Source organism: Campylobacter ureolyticus ACS-301-V-Sch3b (assembly GCF_000413435.1).
Classification (GTDB): Bacteria; Campylobacterota; Campylobacteria; order Campylobacterales; family Campylobacteraceae; genus Campylobacter_B; species Campylobacter_B ureolyticus_A.
Genome location: NZ_KE340326.1, coordinates 149,328 through 173,170, shown reverse-complemented (window position 1 = coordinate 173,170; position 23,843 = coordinate 149,328). Strand labels below are relative to the sequence as shown.

General features: G+C 29.1%; 24 protein-coding genes. 18 read left to right on the top strand and 6 right to left on the bottom strand.

Features of this window, described 5'->3' with window-relative positions; translation table 11 throughout:
- The first annotated feature begins 1 nt into the window (after position 1).
- Genes guaB through HMPREF9309_RS00845 form a run of 6 tightly spaced genes read left to right on the top strand, consistent with a single transcriptional unit; the run spans position 2 to position 4,830 of the window.
- The gene (guaB, locus tag HMPREF9309_RS00870; protein ID WP_016646027.1) at positions 2 to 1,450 is read left to right on the top strand and encodes an IMP dehydrogenase; all 1,449 of its coding nucleotides are present in this window, start codon (positions 2 to 4) and stop codon (positions 1,448 to 1,450) included.
- A complete protein-coding gene (gene metX / locus HMPREF9309_RS00865; RefSeq protein WP_016646026.1) occupies positions 1,450 to 2,547 on the top strand; it encodes a homoserine O-acetyltransferase MetX in 1,098 nt (365 codons plus the stop codon). Before guaB ends, metX begins: the two co-directional genes overlap by 1 nt.
- Entirely contained in the window at positions 2,540 to 2,740 is a 201-nt protein-coding gene (gene xseB, locus HMPREF9309_RS00860) for an exodeoxyribonuclease VII small subunit (RefSeq protein ID WP_016646025.1), read from the top strand. Before metX ends, xseB begins: the two co-directional genes overlap by 8 nt.
- Positions 2,733 to 3,536 (top strand): carbon-nitrogen hydrolase family protein, encoded by an 804-nt coding sequence (locus tag HMPREF9309_RS00855; RefSeq protein WP_016646024.1) that lies wholly within the window; start codon positions 2,733 to 2,735, stop codon positions 3,534 to 3,536. Before xseB ends, HMPREF9309_RS00855 begins: the two co-directional genes overlap by 8 nt.
- Entirely contained in the window at positions 3,529 to 4,200 is a 672-nt protein-coding gene (locus tag HMPREF9309_RS00850) for a HesA/MoeB/ThiF family protein (RefSeq protein WP_016646023.1), read from the top strand. The genes HMPREF9309_RS00855 and HMPREF9309_RS00850 overlap by 8 nt, the downstream gene beginning before the upstream one ends.
- Before the next feature lie 39 nt (positions 4,201 to 4,239).
- Positions 4,240 to 4,830: a YqiA/YcfP family alpha/beta fold hydrolase gene (locus tag HMPREF9309_RS00845; protein ID WP_016646022.1), complete on the top strand. Its 591-nt coding sequence runs from the start codon at positions 4,240 to 4,242 to the stop codon at positions 4,828 to 4,830.
- A gap of 134 nt (positions 4,831 to 4,964) precedes the next feature.
- Here the strand turns inward: HMPREF9309_RS00845 and HMPREF9309_RS00840 are convergent, their stop codons facing one another.
- Both HMPREF9309_RS00840 and HMPREF9309_RS00835 read right to left on the bottom strand, forming a co-directional pair.
- A complete protein-coding gene (locus tag HMPREF9309_RS00840; protein WP_016646021.1) occupies positions 4,965 to 6,176 on the bottom strand; it encodes a multiheme c-type cytochrome in 1,212 nt (403 codons plus the stop codon).
- Positions 6,177 to 6,309: 133 nt separating this feature from the next.
- Positions 6,310 to 7,509 (bottom strand): multiheme c-type cytochrome, encoded by a 1,200-nt coding sequence (locus HMPREF9309_RS00835; RefSeq protein WP_016646020.1) that lies wholly within the window; start codon positions 7,507 to 7,509, stop codon positions 6,310 to 6,312.
- Between the two features lie 170 nt (positions 7,510 to 7,679).
- Here HMPREF9309_RS00835 and murC point away from each other — a divergent pair, with 170 nt between their 5' ends.
- From murC to HMPREF9309_RS00780, 11 genes are read left to right on the top strand one after another with little or no spacing between them, the layout of a single operon-like run.
- Entirely contained in the window at positions 7,680 to 8,987 is a 1,308-nt protein-coding gene (gene murC, locus HMPREF9309_RS00830) for a UDP-N-acetylmuramate--L-alanine ligase (RefSeq protein WP_016646019.1), read from the top strand.
- On the top strand, positions 8,984 to 9,334 hold the full coding sequence (locus HMPREF9309_RS00825; protein WP_016646018.1) for a hypothetical protein: 351 nt from the start codon (positions 8,984 to 8,986) through the stop codon (positions 9,332 to 9,334). The genes murC and HMPREF9309_RS00825 overlap by 4 nt, the downstream gene beginning before the upstream one ends.
- Positions 9,321 to 11,519, top strand: coding sequence for an endonuclease MutS2 (locus tag HMPREF9309_RS00820; protein ID WP_016646017.1), 2,199 nt, complete (start codon positions 9,321 to 9,323; stop codon positions 11,517 to 11,519). The genes HMPREF9309_RS00825 and HMPREF9309_RS00820 overlap by 14 nt, the downstream gene beginning before the upstream one ends.
- A 39-nt stretch (positions 11,520 to 11,558) precedes the next feature.
- Positions 11,559 to 12,164: a LysE family transporter gene (locus HMPREF9309_RS00815; RefSeq protein WP_016646016.1), complete on the top strand. Its 606-nt coding sequence runs from the start codon at positions 11,559 to 11,561 to the stop codon at positions 12,162 to 12,164.
- Positions 12,161 to 13,273, top strand: a complete 1,113-nt coding sequence (dapE, locus tag HMPREF9309_RS00810; RefSeq protein ID WP_016646015.1) for a succinyl-diaminopimelate desuccinylase — start codon at positions 12,161 to 12,163, stop codon at positions 13,271 to 13,273. The genes HMPREF9309_RS00815 and dapE overlap by 4 nt, the downstream gene beginning before the upstream one ends.
- 10 nt (positions 13,274 to 13,283) lie before the next feature.
- Positions 13,284 to 13,655: a RidA family protein gene (locus tag HMPREF9309_RS00805; RefSeq protein ID WP_016646014.1), complete on the top strand. Its 372-nt coding sequence runs from the start codon at positions 13,284 to 13,286 to the stop codon at positions 13,653 to 13,655.
- A gap of 1 nt (position 13,656) precedes the next feature.
- A complete protein-coding gene (locus HMPREF9309_RS00800) occupies positions 13,657 to 14,748 on the top strand; it encodes a nitrous oxide reductase accessory protein NosL (RefSeq protein ID WP_016646013.1) in 1,092 nt (363 codons plus the stop codon).
- Positions 14,741 to 15,025, top strand: coding sequence for a hypothetical protein (locus HMPREF9309_RS00795; protein ID WP_016646012.1), 285 nt, complete (start codon positions 14,741 to 14,743; stop codon positions 15,023 to 15,025). The genes HMPREF9309_RS00800 and HMPREF9309_RS00795 overlap by 8 nt, the downstream gene beginning before the upstream one ends.
- Positions 15,026 to 15,027: 2 nt before the next feature.
- A complete protein-coding gene (locus HMPREF9309_RS00790) occupies positions 15,028 to 16,197 on the top strand; it encodes an ABC transporter permease (protein WP_016646011.1) in 1,170 nt (389 codons plus the stop codon).
- Positions 16,198 to 16,202: 5 nt separating this feature from the next.
- The gene (locus HMPREF9309_RS00785) at positions 16,203 to 16,856 is read left to right on the top strand and encodes an ABC transporter ATP-binding protein (protein WP_016646010.1); all 654 of its coding nucleotides are present in this window, start codon (positions 16,203 to 16,205) and stop codon (positions 16,854 to 16,856) included.
- Position 16,857: 1 nt separating this feature from the next.
- Entirely contained in the window at positions 16,858 to 17,823 is a 966-nt protein-coding gene (locus tag HMPREF9309_RS00780) for a hypothetical protein (RefSeq protein WP_016646009.1), read from the top strand.
- A gap of 45 nt (positions 17,824 to 17,868) precedes the next feature.
- Here the strand turns inward: HMPREF9309_RS00780 and HMPREF9309_RS00775 are convergent, their stop codons facing one another.
- The gene (locus tag HMPREF9309_RS00775) at positions 17,869 to 19,653 is read right to left on the bottom strand and encodes a biotin/lipoyl-containing protein (protein ID WP_016646008.1); all 1,785 of its coding nucleotides are present in this window, start codon (positions 19,651 to 19,653) and stop codon (positions 17,869 to 17,871) included.
- 160 nt (positions 19,654 to 19,813) lie between these two features.
- On the opposite strand from HMPREF9309_RS00775, the gene pyk reads away from it, so the two are divergent.
- Positions 19,814 to 21,268, top strand: a complete 1,455-nt coding sequence (gene pyk, locus HMPREF9309_RS00770; protein WP_016646007.1) for a pyruvate kinase — start codon at positions 19,814 to 19,816, stop codon at positions 21,266 to 21,268.
- Here the strand turns inward: pyk and recR are convergent.
- Genes recR through HMPREF9309_RS00755 form a run of 3 tightly spaced genes read right to left on the bottom strand, consistent with a single transcriptional unit; the run spans position 21,265 to position 23,779 of the window.
- A complete protein-coding gene (recR, locus tag HMPREF9309_RS00765; protein WP_016646006.1) occupies positions 21,265 to 21,831 on the bottom strand; it encodes a recombination mediator RecR in 567 nt (188 codons plus the stop codon). The two genes, pyk and recR, sit on opposite strands and share 4 nt — an antisense overlap.
- The gene (locus HMPREF9309_RS00760) at positions 21,828 to 23,111 is read right to left on the bottom strand and encodes an ArsS family sensor histidine kinase (RefSeq protein WP_016646005.1); all 1,284 of its coding nucleotides are present in this window, start codon (positions 23,109 to 23,111) and stop codon (positions 21,828 to 21,830) included. Before HMPREF9309_RS00760 ends, recR begins: the two co-directional genes overlap by 4 nt.
- Positions 23,108 to 23,779 carry a response regulator transcription factor gene (locus HMPREF9309_RS00755; RefSeq protein WP_016646004.1) on the bottom strand — a complete coding sequence of 224 codons (672 nt, stop codon included), beginning with the start codon at positions 23,777 to 23,779 and terminating at the stop codon, positions 23,108 to 23,110. The genes HMPREF9309_RS00760 and HMPREF9309_RS00755 overlap by 4 nt, the downstream gene beginning before the upstream one ends.
- Between the last annotated feature and the right edge of the window lie 64 nt (positions 23,780 to 23,843).

The window sequence follows — 23,843 nt, the reverse complement described above, 5'->3', positions numbered from 1 at the left end:
TATGAGGATAGTAAAAAAAGCTTTGACTTTTGAAGATGTGCTTTTAATGCCACAATATTCAGAAATTTTACCAAAAGATATAGTTTTAAAATCAAGATTAACAAAAAAGATAAACTTAAATGTTCCACTAATTAGTGCTGCTATGGATACAGTAACTGAGTATAGAACAGCCATTATGATGGCAAGACTTGGAGGAATTGGAATAATCCATAAAAATATGGATATAAAAACCCAAGTTAGAATGATAAAAAGAGTTAAAAAAAGTGAAAGTGGTGTTATCATAGATCCAATTTTCATAAAACCTAATGCAACTATAAAAGAAGCACTTGATATAATGAGTGAATATAGAATTTCAGGAGTTCCGGTTGTAAATGATGATAGGGTTTTAATAGGAATTTTAACAAATAGAGATTTAAGATTTGAGACTGATTTTACTGCTTTAGTTGGTGATAAAATGACAAAAGCGCCTCTTATAACAGCTCCAAAAGGCTGCACACTTGATGATGCAGAAGAGATTTTTAAAAATAATAAAGTTGAAAAACTTCCAATCGTTGATGAAAACGGCAAATTAGATGGTTTAATCACAATAAAAGATCTTAAAAAAAGAATAGAGTATCCAAACTCAAATAAAGATAAATATGGAAGATTGATTGTTGGTGCTGCTATTGGCGTAGGACATTTTGAAAGAGCAGAAGCTTTAGTTGATGCAGGTGTTGATGTTTTAGTGCTTGATTCAGCTCATGGGCACTCTAAAAACATAATAAATACTTTAAAAGAATTAAAATCAAATTTAGATGTTGATGTTATAGTTGGAAATGTTGCAAATCCAAAAAGTATAGCAGATCTTGCAAAAGCTGGGGCGGACGCAATAAAAGTTGGAATTGGACCTGGAAGTATTTGTACCACTAGAATAGTAGCAGGAGTTGGTGTGCCACAAATTACAGCTATTAGTGATTGCGCCGAGGAAGCTAAAAAATATGATATTCCTGTAATTGCAGATGGTGGTATAAAATACTCAGGTGACATTGCAAAGGCTTTAGCTGCAGGAGCAAGTTCTGTTATGATAGGAAGTTTGCTTGCAGGTTGTGATGAGAGTCCAGGAGATTTAATAACATTCCAAGGAAGACAATATAAACTTTACCGTGGAATGGGCTCAATCGGAGCAATGACTAGAGGAAGTGCTGATAGGTACTTTCAAGAAGGAACTGCAAGTGATAAATTAGTTCCTGAAGGAATTGAGGGAAGAGTTCCTTATGCAGGAACTTTAAAAAATGTTGTTTTTCAGCTTTTAGGAGGACTAAGAAGCTCTATGGGATATTGCGGAAGTATCGATATACCAACATTCCAAGAAAAGGCTGAATTTGTAGAGATAACAACAGCAGGTCTAAAAGAAAGTCATGTTCATGATGTTGTTATAACAAAAGAAGCACCAAATTATAAAGTTCATTAGTGAAAATAAGCACAAATTTAGAGTATTTTAACGAGCCGCTTCATTTAGAAAGCGGTCGTATCTTATCATCGTTTAAGTTAAAATACGAAACTTATGGAAAATTAAACGAAAATAAAACTAACGCAGTTGTAGTGTGTCACGCTCTAACTGGCTCTTGTCATGCTGCAGGTCGGTATGATGGAGATGCAAAGCCAGGTTGGTGGGACACGCTTATTGGCGATAACAAAACAATAGATACAACAAAATATTTTGTAATTTGTGTAAGTATTTTAGGAAGTCCATTTGGCTCAACAAACCCTTTAAGTATAGATGAAAATACCGGCGCAGAATATAGACTAAAATTTCCTGTTCTTACAATTAGCGATGTTGTAAATGCACAAATGAGGCTTTTTACAAGGCTTGGTATAAGAAAAGCTCATGCTGTGGTTGGTGGAAGTTTAGGTGGTATGCAAGCGCTTTGCTTTGCGATTGACCATCCAAATTTTAGCGATAGAATTGTAATGCTTGCTTCAACTTATGCAACAAGAGCATGGGCAATAGCTTTTAATAAAATAGCAATTCATGGTATTTTAAATGATATTATTTTTGATAATGGAAACTACGATAAAAATTTAGTTGCAAAACACGGGCTTGTTGGCATGGAAGTTGGCAGGATGGCAGGGCATATAAGTTTTTTAAGTCCCTCATCAACAGATATGAAATTCGGAAGAAACTATGTTGCAACAGATGGACTTTACGAGCTTAAAGGAAGATTTGAAGTAGATAGATATATGGAGTATAACGCTTCAAATTTTGCCAAAAAATTTGACCCGCTTTGCTATCTTTATATTGTAAAAATGATGAATATATTTGACTCAACAAGAAATTATGATGATTTAAAAGATGCACTTTCAAATGTTAAAGCAAAGCTTACACTAATTGCATTTAAGGGCGATATGCTTTTTATGCCAGATGAGATGAAAGAAATTTATGATGCATTAAATGATCTTGGCAAAAAAAGTGAGTTTTATAATATTGAAAGCAGTTATGGGCACGATGCGTTTTTAGTAGAGTGTGATAAATTTGAAAATTATATAAAAAAGGCGTTAAATGAGTGAAAAAATAGATGAAATTGAAAGTTTTGAAGATAAAGTAAAAAAGCTTGAAAGCTTACTTGAAAAACTAAAAGATGAAAATTTAAGTTTAGAAAAAAGCGTTGAAATTTACAAAGAAGCTTTAAGTTTATTAAAACAAACTTCTAAAATTTTGGATAAAGCAAAACTTGAAATTACTGAGATTAGTGATGAGTAAAATTTGTATTATTCAGCTCCCGACTTTATCGATGAGTGAGGGGCGAATTGATTATTACATGAGAATTGTAAAAGACAGCGGTGCATCACTTGTTGTTTTGGGTGAATATGTTTTAAATAGCTTTTTTACTGAGCTTTTAAAAATGCCAAAAAGTCTTATTAATGAACAAATCTTACACAAAAAAGAGCTTTTTATCAAGCTTGCAAAAGAATACAATACAACCATAATAGCACCCTTTATAACAAAAAAAAATAAAGGTTTTGTAAAAGGTGTAGCTAAATTTTCTCCAAATTCATATAGATATTTTGAGCAGAATTTTTTAATAAATTATGATCATTGGAATGAGGAAGAGTTTTTTTTAAATGATGTAAAAGAGTTAAATTTGCCTGTATTTAACCACGAAAATTTCAAATTTGGAGTTTTAATGGGTTTTGAAACTCATTTTGATATTTGTTGGCAGTATTTACTAAAAAAAGATGTTGATGTGGTTTTAGTGCCAACAGCTGGGACTTTTGACTCAAACCAAAGATGGGAAGAAATTTTAAAAACAAAAGCTTTTACAAATTTAGTCTATGTTTTAAGAGCAAATCGTATTGGAAAGGCTAAATTTGATAAAAAAGTTTGTGAGTTTTATGGAAAAAGTTTTGCTGTAACTCCAAATGGAATAATAAGTAGCAAGTTAAATGAAGAAGAGGGAATTTTACTTTTTGAACTTTCAAAAAATGAGTTAAAAACTCAGAGGAAATTTTGGAAATTTAGAGAAATTTTAGCTAAAAAAGGCTTTAAAAATGAGTGATTTCGAAAGTGCTTATTTTAAAAGACAAATTCAGCTTTGGGGCAAAAAAACTCAAGAAAGCTTAAAAAATAAAAAAATCTTAATAATTGGTAGTGGTGGGCTTGGAAGCTCGCTCGGTCTTTCACTTGGAAGTAGCGGGATTGGAGAAATTCACGTTGTTGATTTTGACAAGGTCGATATTTCAAATATTCATCGTCAAATTTTATTTAAATTAGATGATGAGGGGAAATTTAAAGCAGAAGTTTTTAAAAGCGTGGTTGAAAGTAGGTTTAACGGCGTTAAAGTTTTTTCTCATATTTTAAATTTTAAAGAGTTTATAAAAAAAAATAATGTTAAGTTTGATCTTATTTTAGATGCAACTGATAATTTAGAAACTAGAGTTTTGATAGATAAATTTGCTAAAGATTTAGAAATTCCTTGGATTTATACTTCTGTTCAGGAGTTTTTTATTCAAATTTGTTTTATGGATAAAGCTAAGTTTAATGCATTTGATAAAAAAGGGATAAAGCCAACTGGAATTGCGTGCCCAATTGTCATGATGGCTGCTGGGCTTGAAGCAAATTTGGCTATTAGATATCTAGCCGGACTCGAAGTAAAAAAAGATTTGTTTTATTATATTGATATTTCAAGTGGTGAGATAAAAATAAATAAATTTAAAATATGATTAATTTAAATTTTAAAATTTAAAGAAAGAAAATATAAAATGCAAAACTTTAAAGAGTGTTTAGATGATTTAAAATCAAAAAGAGTTCTTATCATTCATGGCTTTAATAGCTCGGGAAATGGAACAACCGCAAATAATCTAAAATCAGTTTTAAGTAATTTTGCAATAACTAAAATAATCGCACCAGATTTCAATCTATTAAATTATGATGAAACAATTTTGAAAATAAATGAATTATCAAAAAATATAGATATTGTAATAGGTCATAGTTTGGGTGGATACTACACAATGAGTTTAGAAAGATTAGAAATTTTTAAAATAGTAATTAATCCTTGTATTGACCCTTTGGTTATTAATCTTGATCTTAATAAAAAAATAAACTTAAGAGGACTTAATAGACAACTTACTTTTGGGATGTTTGCCAAATCAGATGAATTATTTGACTTTTATGACTGTTTTAAAGACAATTTTTCAGCAGAGTTTTATGGCGTTTTAAACTATACAAGAATTCCAGGCACTCACAGACCGGACAAAGACTCCTTAAATTTAGGACTAATAAAGGCATTTGAGTATTTTACAAAAATTCATAACTCGATAGATTTAATTAGTGAGAGTAAAAATATAAAATAAAGTTTATAATACTTAAAAAAGTTATATTGTCTTTTAAAAAATCTACAAGAACGACACTTTTTACTTGTATCTATAATATTTTAAATCGGTATAAGATAATAAAATATCTTATACCGATAATATTTTTTCAAAAATTATTTAATTATTAATTCGCGCTCTAATACCGGATATATCTTAGTAAAAGATTCATCCTTCACTAGAAGTCTTTTTTGAAGTTCTGGCTGAATTAAATAGTAATTAAGCTTAGCTTTGATAGTGCTTGTTCCTTTTGGAAATACAACTTCAAATTCTCTTGATTCATTTGGTTTTAAAGTAGTATCACTATCCATTACTTCAGCACTATATGAAAGAGTTATAAAGCCTGTTTTACTTCTATATCTTTTTTCAAAACTTAACTTTTGATCATCTAGTATTTTTGAATTTTTATCATAAAATGTTAGATTAAGCTCTAAAGATCTGCCACTAAATCCACTTGGCATATTGTGAGCTATTTTGTTTATAACGCTTACTTTAGCTGTTTTGTTGTCTATTTGATTAATATCAATATCAAGCGCATTTGATAAAATCCTTGGATTGTTTCTTACACTTGCAAAAAGATGAGGTCTTGTTTTTCTAAAAACTGCATTATCAGGTTCAATATTTGGTGATATTATCTCTCTTCCCTCTTTTCCCATGTGACAGTCCGCACAAAGTTCAGTTGAGCCAGAATTTATTAGTTCATGCCCTGTATTATAAACTGAATGTTCGCTTTTTCCTCCCTTTCCTTGATGACAAGATAAACATAGATTGTTATTTTCTTTAAAGAAATCTCTTTTATAGCTCAAATGAAACTCTTTTCCTCTTTGATGCTCATCATCAAACGGTCCAACTATGATATCTCCATTTACCCAGTTAAAGTTTTGATATCCTATCTGTGAGTCATCATCTCTTGGCTTTATGCTATCTACGTTGTGGCAGATATAACAGCTTATTCCATTTTGGATATGCTTTACTTTAAGTGAGCTATCAACATATTCAGTTTCTTTTGTATTTAATTCAAAAGTTTTAGCTAAGACATAATTACTACTTACATTTTTTACATCAAGCCTTGGATTGTGACAATTTGAACAGCCAACCAATGTTTGCTCGTATGTTTGAAAGCTATCTATACTCACAAGCCTTGCACTTTTGGCAAAAAGCTCATTGTTTTTTTCATGTGAGAGTGCATGAACTGATGTTTTCCACATGCTATATTGGGAGTTGTGACACTGACTACAGGCTTTTGGATCTGTAAATTTCTCAACTATTTGTGCATTTTGTGCCTGTAAAGAAAATACCATGATAAAAAATAAAAATATTAAACGCATAAATTTTCCTTTAGTTATAGTTTTTTGAGCCATTATACTGAAATAAAACTAAAAATATATATAAAATCAGTAAAAAAAGCTATATTTTAAAAAATATTTATTAAACCCTGGAAGACAAGTTAAAAAACTTGTCTTAATTTAAGCTAAATGTAGCCTTATAAATTTCATAAGGTTTTGTGTATTTTTCATCATTTATTATAATTCTTTCTTGAAGTTTTGGTGATAAAACATAGTATAAAACCTCAACTTTTGCAGAGCTTGTATGAAGTGGGATATCAATTTTTATATTTCTATCTTCATATGCTTTTAAAGTAGTATCTGATATAAGCTTATCCGCAGTATATGAAAGAGTTATAACTTCAAGCTTATTGTGATAAATTTTTTCAAAATTTATACTTTGTGATTTTAACTCTTTTGCGTTATTATCAAAAAATGTAACTATTATAGTTATATTTCTTCCACTAAATCCACTTGGGAGATTGTGTGATGTTAAATTTAAAACATTTAAATTTACTTTATTTTGAGCTATTTTTTTAAGATCTATTTTTAAAGAATCATTTAAAAGCTCAGAGCTGTTTCTAACGCCTGCAAAAAGGTGAGCTCTAAGATCCCTTACTTTAGCTGTTTCTGGTTTTGAATGTGGTGATATAATACCTTTTGTAGTAGGTTTCATATGACAATCTACACATCTTTGGGTATCGCCACTTTGTAAATGTTCATCGCCTGTATTATAAATAGCCAAAGGGTTATTTAAAGCAGTTCCTTGATGACAAGATAAACATAAATCATTTCCATCTACAAAAAAATCTCTTTGTGAGCTTGTGTGAAAACCAGCTCTATTATCTGGATCTTCATAAGGGCCTACAATAGTATCATCTTCTGTCCATTTAAAATTTTTATATCCCACTTGGTTTTGAGAACTTTTTGCCTTTATGCTATCAACATTGTGGCAGATATAACAACTTATTCCATTTTGTATATGTTCAACACCTAAAGCCTCATCTATTTTTTCAGTTTTTTGGGTTTTTAGATCAAAAGCTTTTGCAATTGTATAAACATCATCAACTTCTTTTATCTCAAGTCTTGGATTGTGGCAATTTGAACAAGATACTAAAACTTCCGCATGTCCTTTACTTGCTTCAAGAGCTACAAATCTTACACTTTTTTCATAAAGTTCATTGTTTTTTTCATGCGAAAGTGAGTGAAGTGAAGTTTTCCACGCACTAAACTGTTCATCATGGCATGATTTACAATTTTCAGGTTTTGTAAAACGCTCAATAATCCCAGCATTTCCAAAAATTACAGTAATTAAAATACAAAGTAACACTCTCATAAAAACACCTTTTTATAAAATTTATTTTCAGCATTTAATTTTCTTATATTTTTAATTAATAAATTATTAAATTATAACATAAAATAATCAAAATAAGTATATAAAATAGATAAATATTAAAAAGTTTTTGGTAAAATAGGCAATTCTAATAATTTTTAAAGGTAAATATTTTGAAAAAAGTTCATTTTATAGGAATTGGTGGAATTGGAATTTCAGCAATTGCAAGATTTTTAAAAGAAAAAAAATTTATTATAAGTGGCTCTGATATTAGTGAAAGTGAAACGGTAAGGGATTTAAGAAATGAAGGGATGAAAATTTCAACTCCTCACTCAAAAAACAATATCACAGATCAAGATTTTGTGGTTTATTCAGCTGCCATAAAGCCAGATAATGAAGAGCTTGTGGAAGCTAATAAAAAAGGAATTAAATGCTATTCAAGAAAAGAAATTTTACCCTTTGTTTTAAAAGATAAAAAGGTTTTTTCAGTTGCTGGAGCTCATGGCAAAAGTACCACCTCAGCAATGCTTTCAAGTTTGATTGAAGGAAGTGTTATAATTGGAGCTATTTCAAAGCAGTTTGGCTCAAATATGAAATATTTTGAAAGCGATAAGATAGTTTTTGAGGCAGATGAAAGCGATAGCAGTTTTTTAAACTCAAATCCTTACTTGGCTGTTGTAACAAATGCCGAGCCAGAACATATGGAACATTATGATTTTAGTATAGAAAAATTTCATGCTGCTTATAAAGGCTTTTTAGAAAGAGCTGAAATTTGTGTTATAAACGCAGAAGATGAGTTTTTAGGAAGTTTAAAAAAAGAGTGTATTAAACTTTTTCCAAGCAAAGATATAGAGGACATTAAACTTGTTTTAAGGGATTATGAGCCATATATGAGTTTTAGGCTTAAAAATTTAGGAAGATTTGAAGTTTTTGGCATTGGTGAGCATATCGCAATTGATGCAAGCCTTGCTATTTTAGCGGCAAGTTCTCAAATAGGGCTTGAAGAAATTAGAAAAAATTTAACATTTTATAAGGGCATAAAAAAAAGATTTGACATTTTAGTTGCAAAAAAAGACTTTGTTTTAATAGATGATTATGCTCATCATCCAACTGAGATAAAAGCAACTTTAAAAAGTGTAAAAGAGTATGCAAAACTTTTAGGGATTAATAAAATCACAGCTATTTTTCAGCCACACAGATTTACAAGGCTTAAAGCAAATTTAAATGGCTTTAAAGAATGCTTTAAAGAATGTGATGATTTAGTTATTTTGCCAGTTTATAGTGCTGGAGAAAGTGATAATGGAATTTCATTAAAAGATGAGTTTTCACATTTAAATCCACTTTTTGCAAACTCTGTAAAAAGAGTAGATGATCATATAGAATTTAGTGATATTTATGATGTTAAGCATATTTTAAATGAAGGCATTGTTGTTGGGTTTGGTGCTGGAGATATATCAAATCAGTTAAGGCAAAAAATATGAGATATGTTATTTTTATAGCTTTAATAATTTTTATTTTAATAATTTTAAGCTTAGAAAATTTAAGTAAAAAAATTAAAGCTTTAATTATATCAATTTTAGTTTTAATTGCACTATTTGGGTATTTTTTTGAAATTAATAGCGAAGAAAAAAGTTCAAATTTAGACACAATAGTAACTGCATTTTTACAAGGACAGACGATAAAGTGTGGAAAAATAGATGCAAATTTAACAAATTTTGACTATCTTCCTGCAACAAAAAGCTTAAGTGCTAAAAGAGACGCACCTGAAAATTTTAAAAATTTAATATTTGATATAAAAGATTGCAAGGTTTTAAATGGAAATATTTAAAAAACTTGACTTGGATGAATACTTAGCCGAGTTTAACTCATATCTTGCAAGGAAAAAACCACTTTTTTTAGAAGGCGATAGTAAAACTTATTATGACTGGATAGATGAAATATCAAAATTTGATGTCACGCTTTGTGAAAATATCTCAAATTTAGACGATGCGTTGATGAGAATTTCTAAATTAGGCATTTTACATATAAGTGAAATCTATGAAATTTCAAAAATTATAAAATATTTTAACTATATAAAAAAAATTGAGTTTGACGGAAGTTTTGCAAACTGGCTTTTAAAGATAGAAATTCCAGAAGCTATAACAGAAATATCAAATTATTTTGATGAAAAAGGTGAGTTTAAAGATAGTGTTGATGAGAGGTTTTTTACTTTTAAAAATGCTTTTAAAATTAAAAAAGATGAGATTAACTCGCAACTTAAAAAGTTAATTTATACAAAAAGTTTAACGCCATATTTAGTAGATACTCAAATTCATTATATAAATGATAGTGAAACACTTTTAGTAAGAGGTGGGTTTAATCACGCTTTAAAAGGAAGTGTTGTAGCAAGAAGTAGTGGTGGGTATTTTTATGTTTTGCCTAGTGCAATATCAAAACTAAAAAGCGATCAAGCTGAAATTTTAGATAAAATTGAGGAAATAACCTTTGAACATTGTAAGAGAATTTCAGGTATTTTTAATAAAAATTTAAGTTTTTTAAGATTTATAAATAAATCATTTGATCGTCTTGATAGTGTTGTAGCAAGGGCAAATTTTGCCAAAAGCAAAGACTACGAGTTTATCTTAGCGTCAAATTCAAACGAAATTATTATAAAGGATTTTGCTCATCCAATACTTAAAAATCCAAAAAAAGTAAGTATAAATTTTACTAAAAATATACTTTTAATAACTGGTGTAAATGCGGGTGGAAAAAGTATGCTCTTAAAATCAATTTTAAGCGTAGCACTACTATCAAAGTATTTACTTCCTATGAGAATCGATGCAAATAAAAGCAAAATTGGCACTTTTAAAGAGTTTTCGCTTATCATGGAAGATCCGCAAAACTCTAAAAATGATATTTCAACTTTTGCTGGAAGAATGCTAAGTTTTTCAAAACTTTTTGGTAAAAAAAACCTTCTTTTAGGAATTGATGAGATAGAGCTTGGAACTGATTTTGAAGAAGCAGCAAGCCTTTATGCTGTTATAACCCAGCATCTTTTAAAACAAAATATAAAAATGGTTATTACAACTCATCATAAGCGTCTAGCTATGATTTTGGCTAAAAATAGCGATGTGGAGCTTGTTGCTGCACTTTATGATGAAAAAAAATCTCTTCCAAAATATGAATTTTTAGAAGGCACAATAGGAAAGTCGTATGCTTTTGAGACAGCTTTGAGATATGGAATTTCACCAAATATTGTAAAAAACGCAAAAGAACTTTATGGAGATGAAAAAGAAAATTTAAACGAAGCTATCAGTAAGACTTTAAATTTGGAGTTAAAACTAAAAGAGGAGCTAAAAAAAACCTCTCAAAAACAAAATAAATTAGATGATTTATTAACTAGTCTAAAAAATCAAAAAGAAAATTATGAAAATGCTCAAAAAGAAATTATTTCAAAACTAGAATTAGAGTATTATAAAGCTATAAATGAGGCTAAAAAAGGTATAAATTTACAAGATACAAAAGATAAACAAAGAAGTATTAATAAAGCAAATGAGTTTAGAAAAGCTATAAAAAAACCTGAATTTAAAGCCCAAAACGAGACTTTTGAAGTTGGGGATTATGTAAAATATGGTTTATTAAAAGGAACTATTTCAAAGCTTAATAAAACAGATGCGATAATTTTAACGGATGATTTAAGTCTTAGAGTTCCTTTAAAACTTCTTAAAAAAAGTAACTCTAAACCTATAAATCAAAAATCAAAGATAAAAATAAGTATAGAAAAACCACAAAAACCAGATTTAGTTTTAGATTTACATGGTCAAAGAGTTGAAGAGGCTTTAAATAATTTAGATAAATTTATCTCAGATAGCCTTTTAATGGGATTTGATGAGGTTATCATAAAACATGGAATAGGAACAGGTAAACTGTCAAAAGCGGTTAAAAATTTCTTAAATTCTCATCCAAGTGTGAAATCATATAGAGACGGAGCACCAAATGAGGGTGGTTTTGGCTCAAAAGTAGTTAGTTTATGATAAGAAATTTAAATTGAATTTTAAAAAGCAGAATTTTAAATGAGTTCATTTTTGCAAGGTGTTTTGCTTGGTTTTGGTGTAGCAGTGCCAATTGGTCCTTTAAATATTTTAATAATGTCATACGCTTTTACAAGCTATTCAAAAGCTCTTTGTTTAGGGCTTGGAGCGATGAGCACTGATGTTTTTTATTTAATACTTCTTAGTTTTGGAGTTTTGCACTTATTAAACACTCCAATAACTTTAAAAATAGTTGCTATTTTTGGAAGTTTGTTTTTGATTTATATGGCTTTTGGTCTTATAAAAGATGTAAATAAAGAGATCAAAACAAAATCAAATTTAGAGCCAAAAGGATATCTAAACACTTATTTTAAGGGATGTTTTTTAAATTTAACAAATCCTTACGTGATAATTTTTTGGTTTAGTATGGCAGCAATTACAACTAGTACAAATAATTTATCATTAACACTTTTTGGGCTTATTGTAGGAATTTTAAGCTGGATTTTAGTTTTTCCACTTATTATTTACAAAAGTAAAAATTTTATAAGTAAAAAAATGATGAGAGCACTAGCTTATTTTTCAGCTTTTGTGTTGCTGTTTTTTGCTTTAAATTTATTGTATCAGCATTTTTTTAAGGAAATTTTATGAAAAAAGAGATAGATCAAGAACTTTCGCTTTTAACAGAACTTTTGAAATTTAAATCAATTACTCCTAATGATGATGGTTGTTTAAACTATATAGCTATGCTTTTTGTGGATTTTGAAACTAAATTTATAGAAAAAAATGGAGTTAAAAACCTTTTTTTAAAAAAGAAATTTGGTGATGGCAATCACCTTTGTTTTGCAGGACATGTTGATGTTGTTCCACCAGGAGATGGTTGGCAAAGTGATCCGTTTAAACCAGTAATTAAAGATGGCTATATCTATGCCAGAGGTTCGCAAGATATGAAAAGTGGCGTTGCTGCGTTTTTATCAGCGATTTTAGAAACAGATGATTTTGATGGGACTTTAAGCATACTTTTAACAAGTGATGAAGAAGGGGACGCTATTTATGGAACTAGGGAGGTTTTAAAATATTTAGATGAGATAGGTGAACTTCCTGATTATGCTGTTGTAGCTGAGCCAACTTCTGATATAAAATTTGGAGATACTATAAAAGTTGGAAGAAGAGGGTCAATTAATGGCACATTAACTATAAAGGGCAAACAAGGACATGCTGCTTATCCAAATAAGTGCATTAACCCAGCCCATATTTTAGCAACTAAATTTAATGAGTTTGCTGGATTTAATTTAGATAATGGTGATGAGTTTTTTGAGCCAAGCAAAATTGTAATTACCGATATTCGTGGTGGTATGGAGGTTTGTAATGTCACTCCAAATGAAGTAAAAATTATGTTTAATGTAAGAAATGGAATGCTTACAAATTTAGAAAAAGTTGAAAATTATATTAAAAATTTATATGATGATTATGAAATTGATTTAAAAATTTCAGCTTCATCTTTTCCTTTTATTACTTCAAAAAACTCTAAAATCATTACAAATTTAAGTAAAAGTGTGGAGAAAATATCTGGCATTAAGCCAAAGCTAAACACAGCTGGTGGCACAAGTGATGCAAAATATTTTGCAAAATTTGGCGTTGAGTGTGCTGAGTTTGGCGTGGTAAATGATAGAATTCATAGTCTAGATGAAAGAGTTAGCATAGATGAATATAAAAATTTATGTAAAATTTTTAAAGATTTAATACAAAATTTCAACTAAGGAGAAAAAAATGAAAGTTATAAAAACATTAGAGGCACCAGCGGCAATTGGTCCATACTCACAAGCTATTAAGGCAAATGGATTTTTGTTTGTTTCAGGACAAATTCCACTAACTCCAAACGGTGAACTTGCAGGAGATGATATAAAAACTCAAACAAAACAAGTTTTAAAAAACTTAAAAGCGATTTTAAAAGAAGCTGATTTATCGCTAAAAGATGCAGTAAAAACAACAATTTTTTTAAAAAACATGGATGATTTTTCTGTAGTAAATGAAATTTACGCACAAGCTTTTAAAGAGCATAAACCAGCTAGAAGCACGATTGAGATTTCAAAACTTCCAAAAGATGTTTTAATAGAAATAGAGCTTATCGCAAAAGCATAAAATGATAAGAAGCTTAACCGTTTTTTTATTTTTTTCTTTATTTGTTTTTGGGGATGAGCCAAATTTACAGTTAGGCTTAGATGAAAATTTATCTACAAAATTAGATGATTTTTCATCCTTTAGTGCAAAACCTTTAAGAAATTGCATTAAAACGGCATATTTTGCAAAGCTAAAAAGTGGTGAAAATTTACAGTATTGCGACCTTGGAGAGCTTTCATTTCACTCTATGGATGAGGATATTTTATTTAGCTCTATAAAAGTTGCTGATTATAAAACCTTGTCCTTAATGCCTGCTTTAAAAGCAAATTATGTGGTAAATGAAAAAGGCGAGTTTGCTTTTTTAAATAAAGATGATGCAATTAGTTTTACAAATAAATTTGGTGGTAAAATAACCGATTTTGATAATGCATTTGACAAAGCCTACATAAGACAAAGTAAAATAAAAAAAGATAAATTTAATCAAACAATGGCTAAGAGAATTTATGAAAAAAGGTGTGAAAAGCTATCAAAAAGTGATTATAAATTTATAAATGAATTAAAAGTTGATATTTTTAAAAAATGTAAAAATTTATACTATGATGATAGGCTCAAAAATTTTGAAAATTTAAGTGGCATTTTAGAGGGCATTTTTGATGAAAAAAAAGCAGATCTTGTAGTAAAATATATCTGGTTTTTTGAAAAGCAAAAAGATGAATTAAAAATAGAATTTTCTAAAACTGATAGATGTCCAATTTGTGGAATGTTTGTCTATAAGTATCCAAAATGGGTAGTTGTGGTTAATTTAGAAGATAAAACTTTTCATTTTGATGGTGCAAAAGATATGATGAAATTTATCTTAAAAGATGAAAACATAAAAAATAAAGCTAGCATTTTAATAAGAGATTATTACACTCAAAAAGTCATTAATGCAAAAAAAGCTTTTTTTGTTGCGGGAAGCGATGTTTTAGGGCCTATGGGAAATGAGCTAATTGCTTTTGAAATGCATGAAAGTGCAAGAACTTTTAGGCTTGAGCATGGCGGAACTGAAATTTATAAATTTGATGAGATTACAAACTCAGTAACTTGTGCTTTAGATGGAAGAAGTTGTGAATAATAAATTTATTTTTTTAGTTATTTTTGTATTTGGGTTTTTGTTTGCCCAGATAATTTATTTAAACTCAAGAGATGAGCATTTGGATGAAAGGCTTGAGTTTGTAAAATTAACCAAAACAAATAGTTTTGCATTTTATAACGAAACTCCATATTTAAGGCATCAGTTTTCTTATGAGATAAATGATGTTTTTAGTTTTCATCCTGGCTTTAGAGAAGTAGAAATTGGCACTTTTGTAAACTCAGGCTATGCTAAAAAATTTATAAACAATAAAGAGTAAGTATGAAAAATATATTTAATTACACCTTAGCTTCAATTACAAGATATGGTTATAAAAACTTAACTATTACATTTATTTTTGGAGTTTTAGTTTGGCTTTTATCATCGGTTTTGATGATAACAAACTCACTAAATAACGAATATAAAAGCATTTCAAAAGAATTTCCTGATATTTTGGTAAGTAAGAGTTATGGTGGGAGAAGCTATTTAATAGAGGGAAATTTAACTGGTGAGTTTTTGAAAATTGCTGGAGTAAAAAGTGCAAAAGGGCGTGTTTGGGGGCAATATTATTTTGAAAGAAATAGGGTTTATTTAAGTATTTTTGGTATAAAAAGTTTTGAAGAGCAGTATCAAAAAGAGATAGAAAAAATAGCCGAAGTTTTTAACGAAAGTAAAAATCCGCCTTTTATGATAACTTCAAAAAGTATTTTAAAAGTTTTAGAGGGGGATTTAAAACTTTATAAAAGTGTGCCATTTTTTACACCAGAAAACAGTATGATAAAAGTAAATGTTGGTGGGGTTTATAAATTTAACCACTCTTTGGAAAACAACGACATAATACTGCTTGATGAGGATGTTGCAAGAGAAATTTTAGGTATTAAAAAACCATATTTCAGTGATATAACTATAGATGTTTCAAATCCTTCAGAAGTTGATTTTATAGCCAAAAAAATAGCCATTTCAAACTCAAATTTAAAAGTCATTACAAAAAATTCTATGTTAAAACAATATCAGCTTTTATTTGATTATAAAAGTGGGCTTTTTTTAATGCTTTTTGTGATATGTTTTGTAACATTTGCAACCGTTTTATATGATAAAGCAAGTGGTTTAAGAAGTGAAGAAAAAAGAGAAATAGGCATTTTAAAGGCTCTTGGCTGGGAAATTTCACATATTATAAATTATAAATTGATGGAAAGTTTAATTTTATCGGTTTTTGCTTTTGTTATTGGTGTAAGTTTGGCAATATTTTTTGTCTATATTTTGCAAGCACCTTTTTTAAAGCAAATTTTTGTAGGATATAGTGAGTTAAAATTTCCATTTGAGCTTGTTTTTAATTTAAATTTTAAAATAATAGCGCTTTTGTTTTTTGTTACAGTGCCTTTATATGTGGCAGTTTGTATAATACCAGCATGGAAAATAGCCGTAAGTGATGCGGGTGAAATTTTAAGGTAGGCAAAATGGAAAATTTTATAGAGATAAAAAATATTACTAAAACTTTTAATGAAAACACAAGCCAAGAATTTACTCCGCTTAAAAATATAAGTTTTAATATTAAAAAAAATGAGACATTTTTTTTAAAAGGAGTTAGCGGAAGTGGCAAAAGCACGCTTTTAGGTCTTATTGCAGGACTTTATAAGCCAACTTTTGGAGATATTGTAATTGGTGGGGAGAGTATTTCTAAACTATCTTTAAAATTTGCTTCCAAATTTAGGAGAAAAAATATAGGCATTATTTTTCAAAATTTTAATTTAATTCCAACTTTAAGTGTGATTGATAATATTTTACTCCCAACTTTGCCTGATAAAAATGGAAATTTAGAGTATATAAAAGAGCTTCTAGATAGGTTTGGAATTTATTCAAAAATCAAATCAAAAGCCTTAAATTTAAGCGGTGGAGAGCAGCAAAGAGTTGCTATAATTAGGGCCTTAGTAAATAATCCAAGTATTATTTTAGCCGATGAGCCAACTGCAAATTTAGATAAAGCATTAAGTCAAAAACTTATAGAATATTTTTCTTTAATGAAAGATAAAACAATAATCATATCAACACATGATCCATTTTTATTAGAAAGTGGCTTAGGTAATGATTTTTATGAGTTAAAAAAGGATTAAAATGCTTATGTTATCACCTTTTATAATAGCTCTTTTAGTTGTTGAGAGTTTAATAATTTTTTTTGGAACAATAGCTTTTGTATTTGCAATTAAAATTGTCAAAAACTACAACCCCGATATTCTTTCAGATTCTCAGTATAACTTAGCAAAAAATGGATATTTGGTTTCAACCATTATATTTTTTATATTAGCAGTAAAAATTCCACTATTTTTATTTTTTGTTTGGACTATGGATGATATTTCGTTTTTAGTTCCAGGTGCTATGTGCGCTGCTGGGATAGTTGATGCAACAAATTATGGTGTTTTTATGTTTGGAGTAAAAATTTTGAATCTTTTCTTTTTAAGTGGCTGGATATTAATAAATAAAGAAGACTCTAAAACTAAGAATTCCATTTTTTTAAAGCTTAAATTTAAATTTTTTATACCCTTATTCTTGCTTTTAGTTTTAGAATTTATTTTAGAAATTTTACATTTTAGTGGCATAAATTTAAGTGAACCTGTGGTTTGTTGTAGTGATATTTTTAGACAAATTGGACTTCACGATATGAAATTTTGGCATAAAGATAGTTTTATTTTGGGTATTTTTTATATTTTATTTTTTTTAAATTTCATATCTGCATATTATAAAGCTGATCTTTTGATAAGCATTTTTTCATTTTTATTTATACCATCCACAATTTATGCAATAATTAGATTTTTTTCACCATACATTTATGAACTTCCTACTCATAAATGTCCATTTTGCATGCTTCAAGCAGATTATTATTATATTGGATACTTTATTTATGCGCTTATTTTTATAGGTGGAATTCCTGGATTTTTTATATTTATAATGGATTTGTTAAATGTAAAAATTTCAAATTTGTGGTATAAAATTTCCATGTTTGCAAATTTGGTTCTAGTGATTTTATTAACCTATTATCCAATAAGTTATTATATAAAAAATGGAGTTTGGCTTCAAAATTAATTAATAAATTTGTAAAACCAAATTTAAAATTTGGTTTTACTTTTTTTATTCCAAAGAGGCTATTATATCGCCACTTTCTACATTCCCGCCAACTTTTACAAATACTTCTTTTATAACGCCATCGCTTGGGGCATTTACTTCTATTTCCATTTTCATAGCCTCTAAAACAACAATTGGCTGGTTTTTCTTTACAGTTTCACCATTTTTAACAAGCACTTTATAAACATTTGCTGAAATTTCAGAAATTATATCTTTGTTTGATGCTTGTCTTTTTTCTTCTTTTTTGTTGGTTTTGCCTGAGCTTAACTTTTCAATATTTTTAATGCTTAAATCTTGATTTTGACCTCTTGTAATTTGAACATTGTATTTTTCACCATTTACTATTATTGTATAATCACCTTGCTTAGCTGGTTTTGGTTCAAATTTTCCTTTTCTCACATTTACTTTTGCCTCACCTTTTAAGTAAGCAATTCCTTTTTCTTTACATGCAAGAGCTATGAAAATGTTTTCTTCAGTTGTTTCTATGTTTGCGTGTTCAAGTATTTTTTTAGCATACGCTATACTTTTTGTAGAGTCTTCATCAGCTATATCAATCGCAGCTCTTGTAGTTGGCTCTAAGCCAAGTTGCTTGCTAGCAAGTTCTATAATTTTCTCATCAGCCTTAACAGGAGTTTTTCCAAAGTATCCAAGCACCATTTTGCCATATCCTTCTGCTATTTTATTCCATTTTCCAAACATGACATTATTAAATGCTTGTTGGAAGTAAAACTGGCTAACTGGAGTTACACTTGTGCCAAATCCACCTTTTTTAACAACCTCTCTCATTGCTTTTATAACTTCTGGAAATTTATGAAGAATATTATTATCTCTCATCATTTGAGTATTAGCCGTAAGAGCTCCACCTGGCATTGGAGAAAATGGGATAATAGGACTTACTTTTGTAGCTTCAGGTGGTAAAAAATACTCTTTCAAACAGTCATTTAAAACATCTTCGTATTTTAATATTTTTTCACTATCAAGACCACCTAAATCATAGTTTTTACCTTTTACAGCATGAAGCATGGTTAAAATATCTGGTTGGCTTGTGCCACCACTTACAGGACTTGCTGCAAGATCGATTCCATCAACTCCTGCTTCAAGTGCAGCTAAATAACATGCCACGCTAACGCCTGCAGTTTCGTGAGTATGAAGTCTAATGTGAGTATTTTGTGGAAGTAGTTTTCTAGCCATTTTTATAGTTTCATAAACTTTATTAGGGCTTGATGTTCCACTAGCGTCTTTAAAACATATACTATCAAAAGGAATTTCACTTTTTAAAATTTCTTTTAAAACTTTTTCGTAAAATGCCGCATCATGGGCTCCAACACACCCATTTGGTAAATCCATCATAGTAATTACTATTTCGTGTTTTAATCCATATTTTTTTATAGATTTACCACTAAATTCTAAATTTTTAACATCATTTAATGCGTCGAAATTTCTAATTGTTGTAGTGCCGTGTTTTTTAAACATTTTAGCGTGTAAATCAACAATTTCACGGCTACCGGTATCAAGTGTGACTGTATTTACACCACGACTTAGAGTTTGAAGATTTGCCTCATCTCCTACGATGCTTCTAAATTTATCCATCATATCAAATGCATTTTCATTTAGATAAAAAAACAAACTTTGAAATCTAGCTCCACCGCCAAATTCAAAATGCGTAATACCAGCCTCTTTTGCCGCGCTAACTGCTGGTAAAAAATCATCCATTAAAACTCTTGCACCATAAACAGACTGAAAGCCATCTCTAAAAGTTGTATCCATAACATCAATAAATTTTTTTGCCATTTTTTTTGCCCTTTTGTCAAACTAATTTAGGATTGATTTTATCAAAACTATGCATTAAAAAAGCTGAAATATCAAAATTTATAAAAGTATCTAAAAAGTTATAAAAATATGATATTATTTTATCAAATTTAAAGGAATGGATTAAAATCAAGGAGTTAAAATGGATAAAAGAACTAAAATTTTAGCAACTATAGGTCCTGCAAGCGATGACATTGACATAATTGAAGGTTTAGTAAAAGCAGGAGTTAATGCTTTTAGGATGAATTTTAGTCACGGCGATCATAACTATCATAAGTCAAATTTGGAAAAAATTAAAGAAGTTGAAAAAAAACTTAATAAAAGAATTGGAATTTTTCAAGACATAAGTGGTCCAAAAGTTAGGGTTAAGACTCTAAAAGAGATGTTTAATTTAAGTTCAGGCGATAAGCTTATTTTTGTAAAAGATGAGATAGTTGGTGAAAAAATAGATGAAAAAATATATAAGCTTTGTATAAATCATCCTGAGATTTTAGAGCTTATTAAAAATGGTGAATATATTTATCTTTGTGATGGTGCAATAAGAGCAAAAGTTAATTTTGCAAGTAAAGATGAAGTTCATGCTGTACTTGAGAATAGTGGAATTTTAACATCAAATAAGGGAGTAAATTTTCCAAATACAAAATTAAATATTGATGTTATTACAAAAAAAGATGAGCTTGATTTGGAATGGGGAGCAAAAAACGGTGTTCATTTTGTGGCTGTTTCGTTTGTGCAAAAAGCAAGTGATGTCTTAAGAGTAAAAAGAATACTTGAAAACTACGGAAGCAAAGCAAGAGTTTTTGCCAAAATTGAGAAATTTGATGCTGTTGAAAATATTGATGAAATCATAAAAGTAAGTGATGGAATAATGGTTGCAAGGGGTGATTTGGGAATCGAAGTACCTTATTACGAAGTGCCGAATATACAAAAAATGATAATTAAAAAAGCAAATTTATACTCAAAACCAGTTATTACAGCCACTCAAATGATGCTTTCAATGACACAAAACGAAAGAGCTACAAGAGCTGAGATTAGCGATGTTGCTAATGCTGTACTTGATGGAACTGATGCTGTAATGTTAAGTGAGGAAAGTGCCGTTGGAAAACATCCTGTAAAAGTTGTAGAAGCAATGAGTAACACCATAAAAGAAATTGAAAAAATTTATCCTTATTATAAGAGTTTTGATGCGGTTGATGAAACAGATATGGTGGCTTATAGCTCGGTAAGTTTAGCTAAAAATATAAATGCAAAAGCTATACTTTCTATAACAGGATCAGGCAGATCAGCTATAAAAATGGCTAGAAATCGTCCAGAAACTAAAATTTATGCCATATCTCATGATGAAGAAACAGCTCACTTTTTAACACTTGCTTGGGGGGTAAGTCCTGTGATAGTAAAAGATAAAAGCGATGTTGATTTTTTAATCGCAGATACGATAAAAGAGGCTTTTGAAAAAGGATATATTGATCTTGATCATACCTATATAATGACAGCAGGTTTTCCAACAGGAGTTGCTGGAAGCACAAACTATATAAGAATTATCAAAAAAGATCAAATTAAATACTACCAAAATATTGCTAAAAATAGAAAAAATTAAGTTTTCATTCTATTATTTAAAGCCTTGATAAGAGAGAGCATATCAACATTATCAAGGCTTACGCCAGTTGGAATTCCTTGAGCTATTTTACTAAAATTTATATCAAAATCACTAAATTTATCTTCGATATAAAGCATGATTCCATCGCTATTAATTCCAGGTGTTAAGGCAAAAATAACTTCTTTTATTTGATTTTCATCAATGTATTTTTTTAAACGTTCCAAAATGCTATTATCTACATCATCTAAAACAAAATATAATCCATTATAAGAGCCGCTTTTTTCTATTATCAAAATATCTTTTGGGCTTTCTACAATGCAAAGAATTTCTCTATCTCTTTGATCATCTGCACAAATTTCGCAAATTTCATCTTCGCTTAAAGCCCCGCATTTTGAGCATCTTTTTAAAAGCTTAACCGCATCTTCTATACAGTGAGCTAAATTTAATCCAGCAAAAGAGTCATTTATACTTACATGATACGCATATCTTAAAGCTGATTTTTTGCCAACTCCAGGAAGCTTCATAAAAGCTTCTACCAACTCATCAAATTTGGAAATATTCATTTTTTCTTTTTTAGAAATTTTGGTTTTTTAGGGATTTCACAACTTGCTTTATTTTTGTTAAAAACTATGCAAAAATGGTGCTTTCCATCTGAATAGTAATAATCTAAACAGTACTTGTGCATATCACAAATTCTATCAATTATATAAAGTCCAAGTCCCATTCCAGAAACTTTTTCATTTATATTTCTAACAAAAGCTTGTTTGTAATGAGCTATATCTACTGGAAGTGGGTCACCACTATTTGCAATGCAAATTTGCTCATTTGTTGAGGTGATATAAACTTTTTGATCATTTGAATATTTTAAAGCATTGTCAATTAAATTTTTAAGTGCTAATGAAAACATTTGAAAATCGGCTTTTAAAAGTGGATCGCTTATTAAATTTAGTTCAACTTTTTTATCCCAATCATCAAGCATTAGTAAATCTTTGGCTTGTTCCAAAATAAGACTAAAATGATAATCTTCATAATTTATAGAGTAAGATTTTGATAAGAGTTGTTCAATTTTAGCAAACTCGTTTATTAAAATTTCAAGTCTTTCAAATATATTTATAAGGCGTTTTTTTTGAAGCTCATTTGGTATCATTTCAGATACGATTCTACCTTTTCCAATAGGTGTTTTTAATTCATGCATAATTGTTCTTAAAAACAGTTGGCGCGATCTAATAAGCTCTTTTATTTTTATAACCGCTTTATCAAATTCTTTTGCAACTTGTGCTATTTCATCATCACCTTCGACATTTACTGTTGCGGTTTCTAAATTTCCTGTTGCAAATTTTTTAATATTATTATTTAATTTTTTAAGAGGAGCCAAGCTTTTTAAAACTGAAAAATAAAGTGATCCTAACAAAATAATAGTTATAAAAAATCCAACCCAAAGTGGATCGTTTAAATTTTTGCCACCGCTACTTTCAAAAGTCGCACTAAAATTTGGATTTTTTATATGCATAAACATAGAATTTTGATATTTTAATGAAACAATATCTCCAATTGGAGTTTGGCGAGTAAATACAATATCGCCTCTTGTTAGAACATTAGATATTAAATTTTTATCTTTTGTAGCGGTTAGATTAAAATTGCTAAAATATTCATCTAAGTTTTCAGGCGGAGTTTTTCTCTCATATAATCCTAAAAGATAATTTATGGAATTTATCTGTGAAACTGTCATTCTATCAAATGCTTGGTTTAGTTGAATTCTTCCAAAAGTTATGAAAAGAATGCATACTAAACCAAAAGCAATTGCAAAGACAACACTTATTTTTGTGCTTAGTGAGTATCTCATCCTAAAAGTTTATATCCGATTCCGCGAACTGAAAAAATATGAGTTGGATTTTTAGAATTATCACCTATTTTTGTTCTTAATCTTCCAATTATAACATCTAAGCTTTTTGAATTTTTATCTTTTAAGCTTTTGCAATGATATACAAGTTGCTCTCTTGAGACTGAAAAGCTGTGTTGTTTGATAAGATATTCTAAAATTTCATATTCAGCTGGAGTTAAAACTAAAGCCTCATCGTGAAAATAAATTTCATGTCTTTTTTCATCGACTCTAAAAGCACTATCAATATCGTTTTCTTCTACTTGAGCTGTTTTTTTATAGCGTCTTATTAAACTCATTATTCTTGCATGCATCTCTTTTGGATCATAAGGCTTTGGAAGATAATCATCAGCTCCAATTTGAAGTCCAACAACTCTATCGCTTACATCACTTCTTGCAGAAGATATAATGATAGGAATATCATACTTTTCTCTTATTTCTTTACATACTTCAAGTCCATCAAGTCCTGGTAAAGTAAGATCAAGTATTAATAAATCGTAGTTTTTTATGCCAGCACTAAGTCCCAAATACGGATCCTCAAAATTTGTTATTTTTATATTAAATTGACTTAAATACTCAGATAAAATTTGTGCAAATTCTGTATCGTCTTCTATCATTAGTACATTAACCATGTTAATCCTTTCAATTTTTTTAGTGATAATTATAGCTGAAATTTGTAAAGATTTATAAATGCTT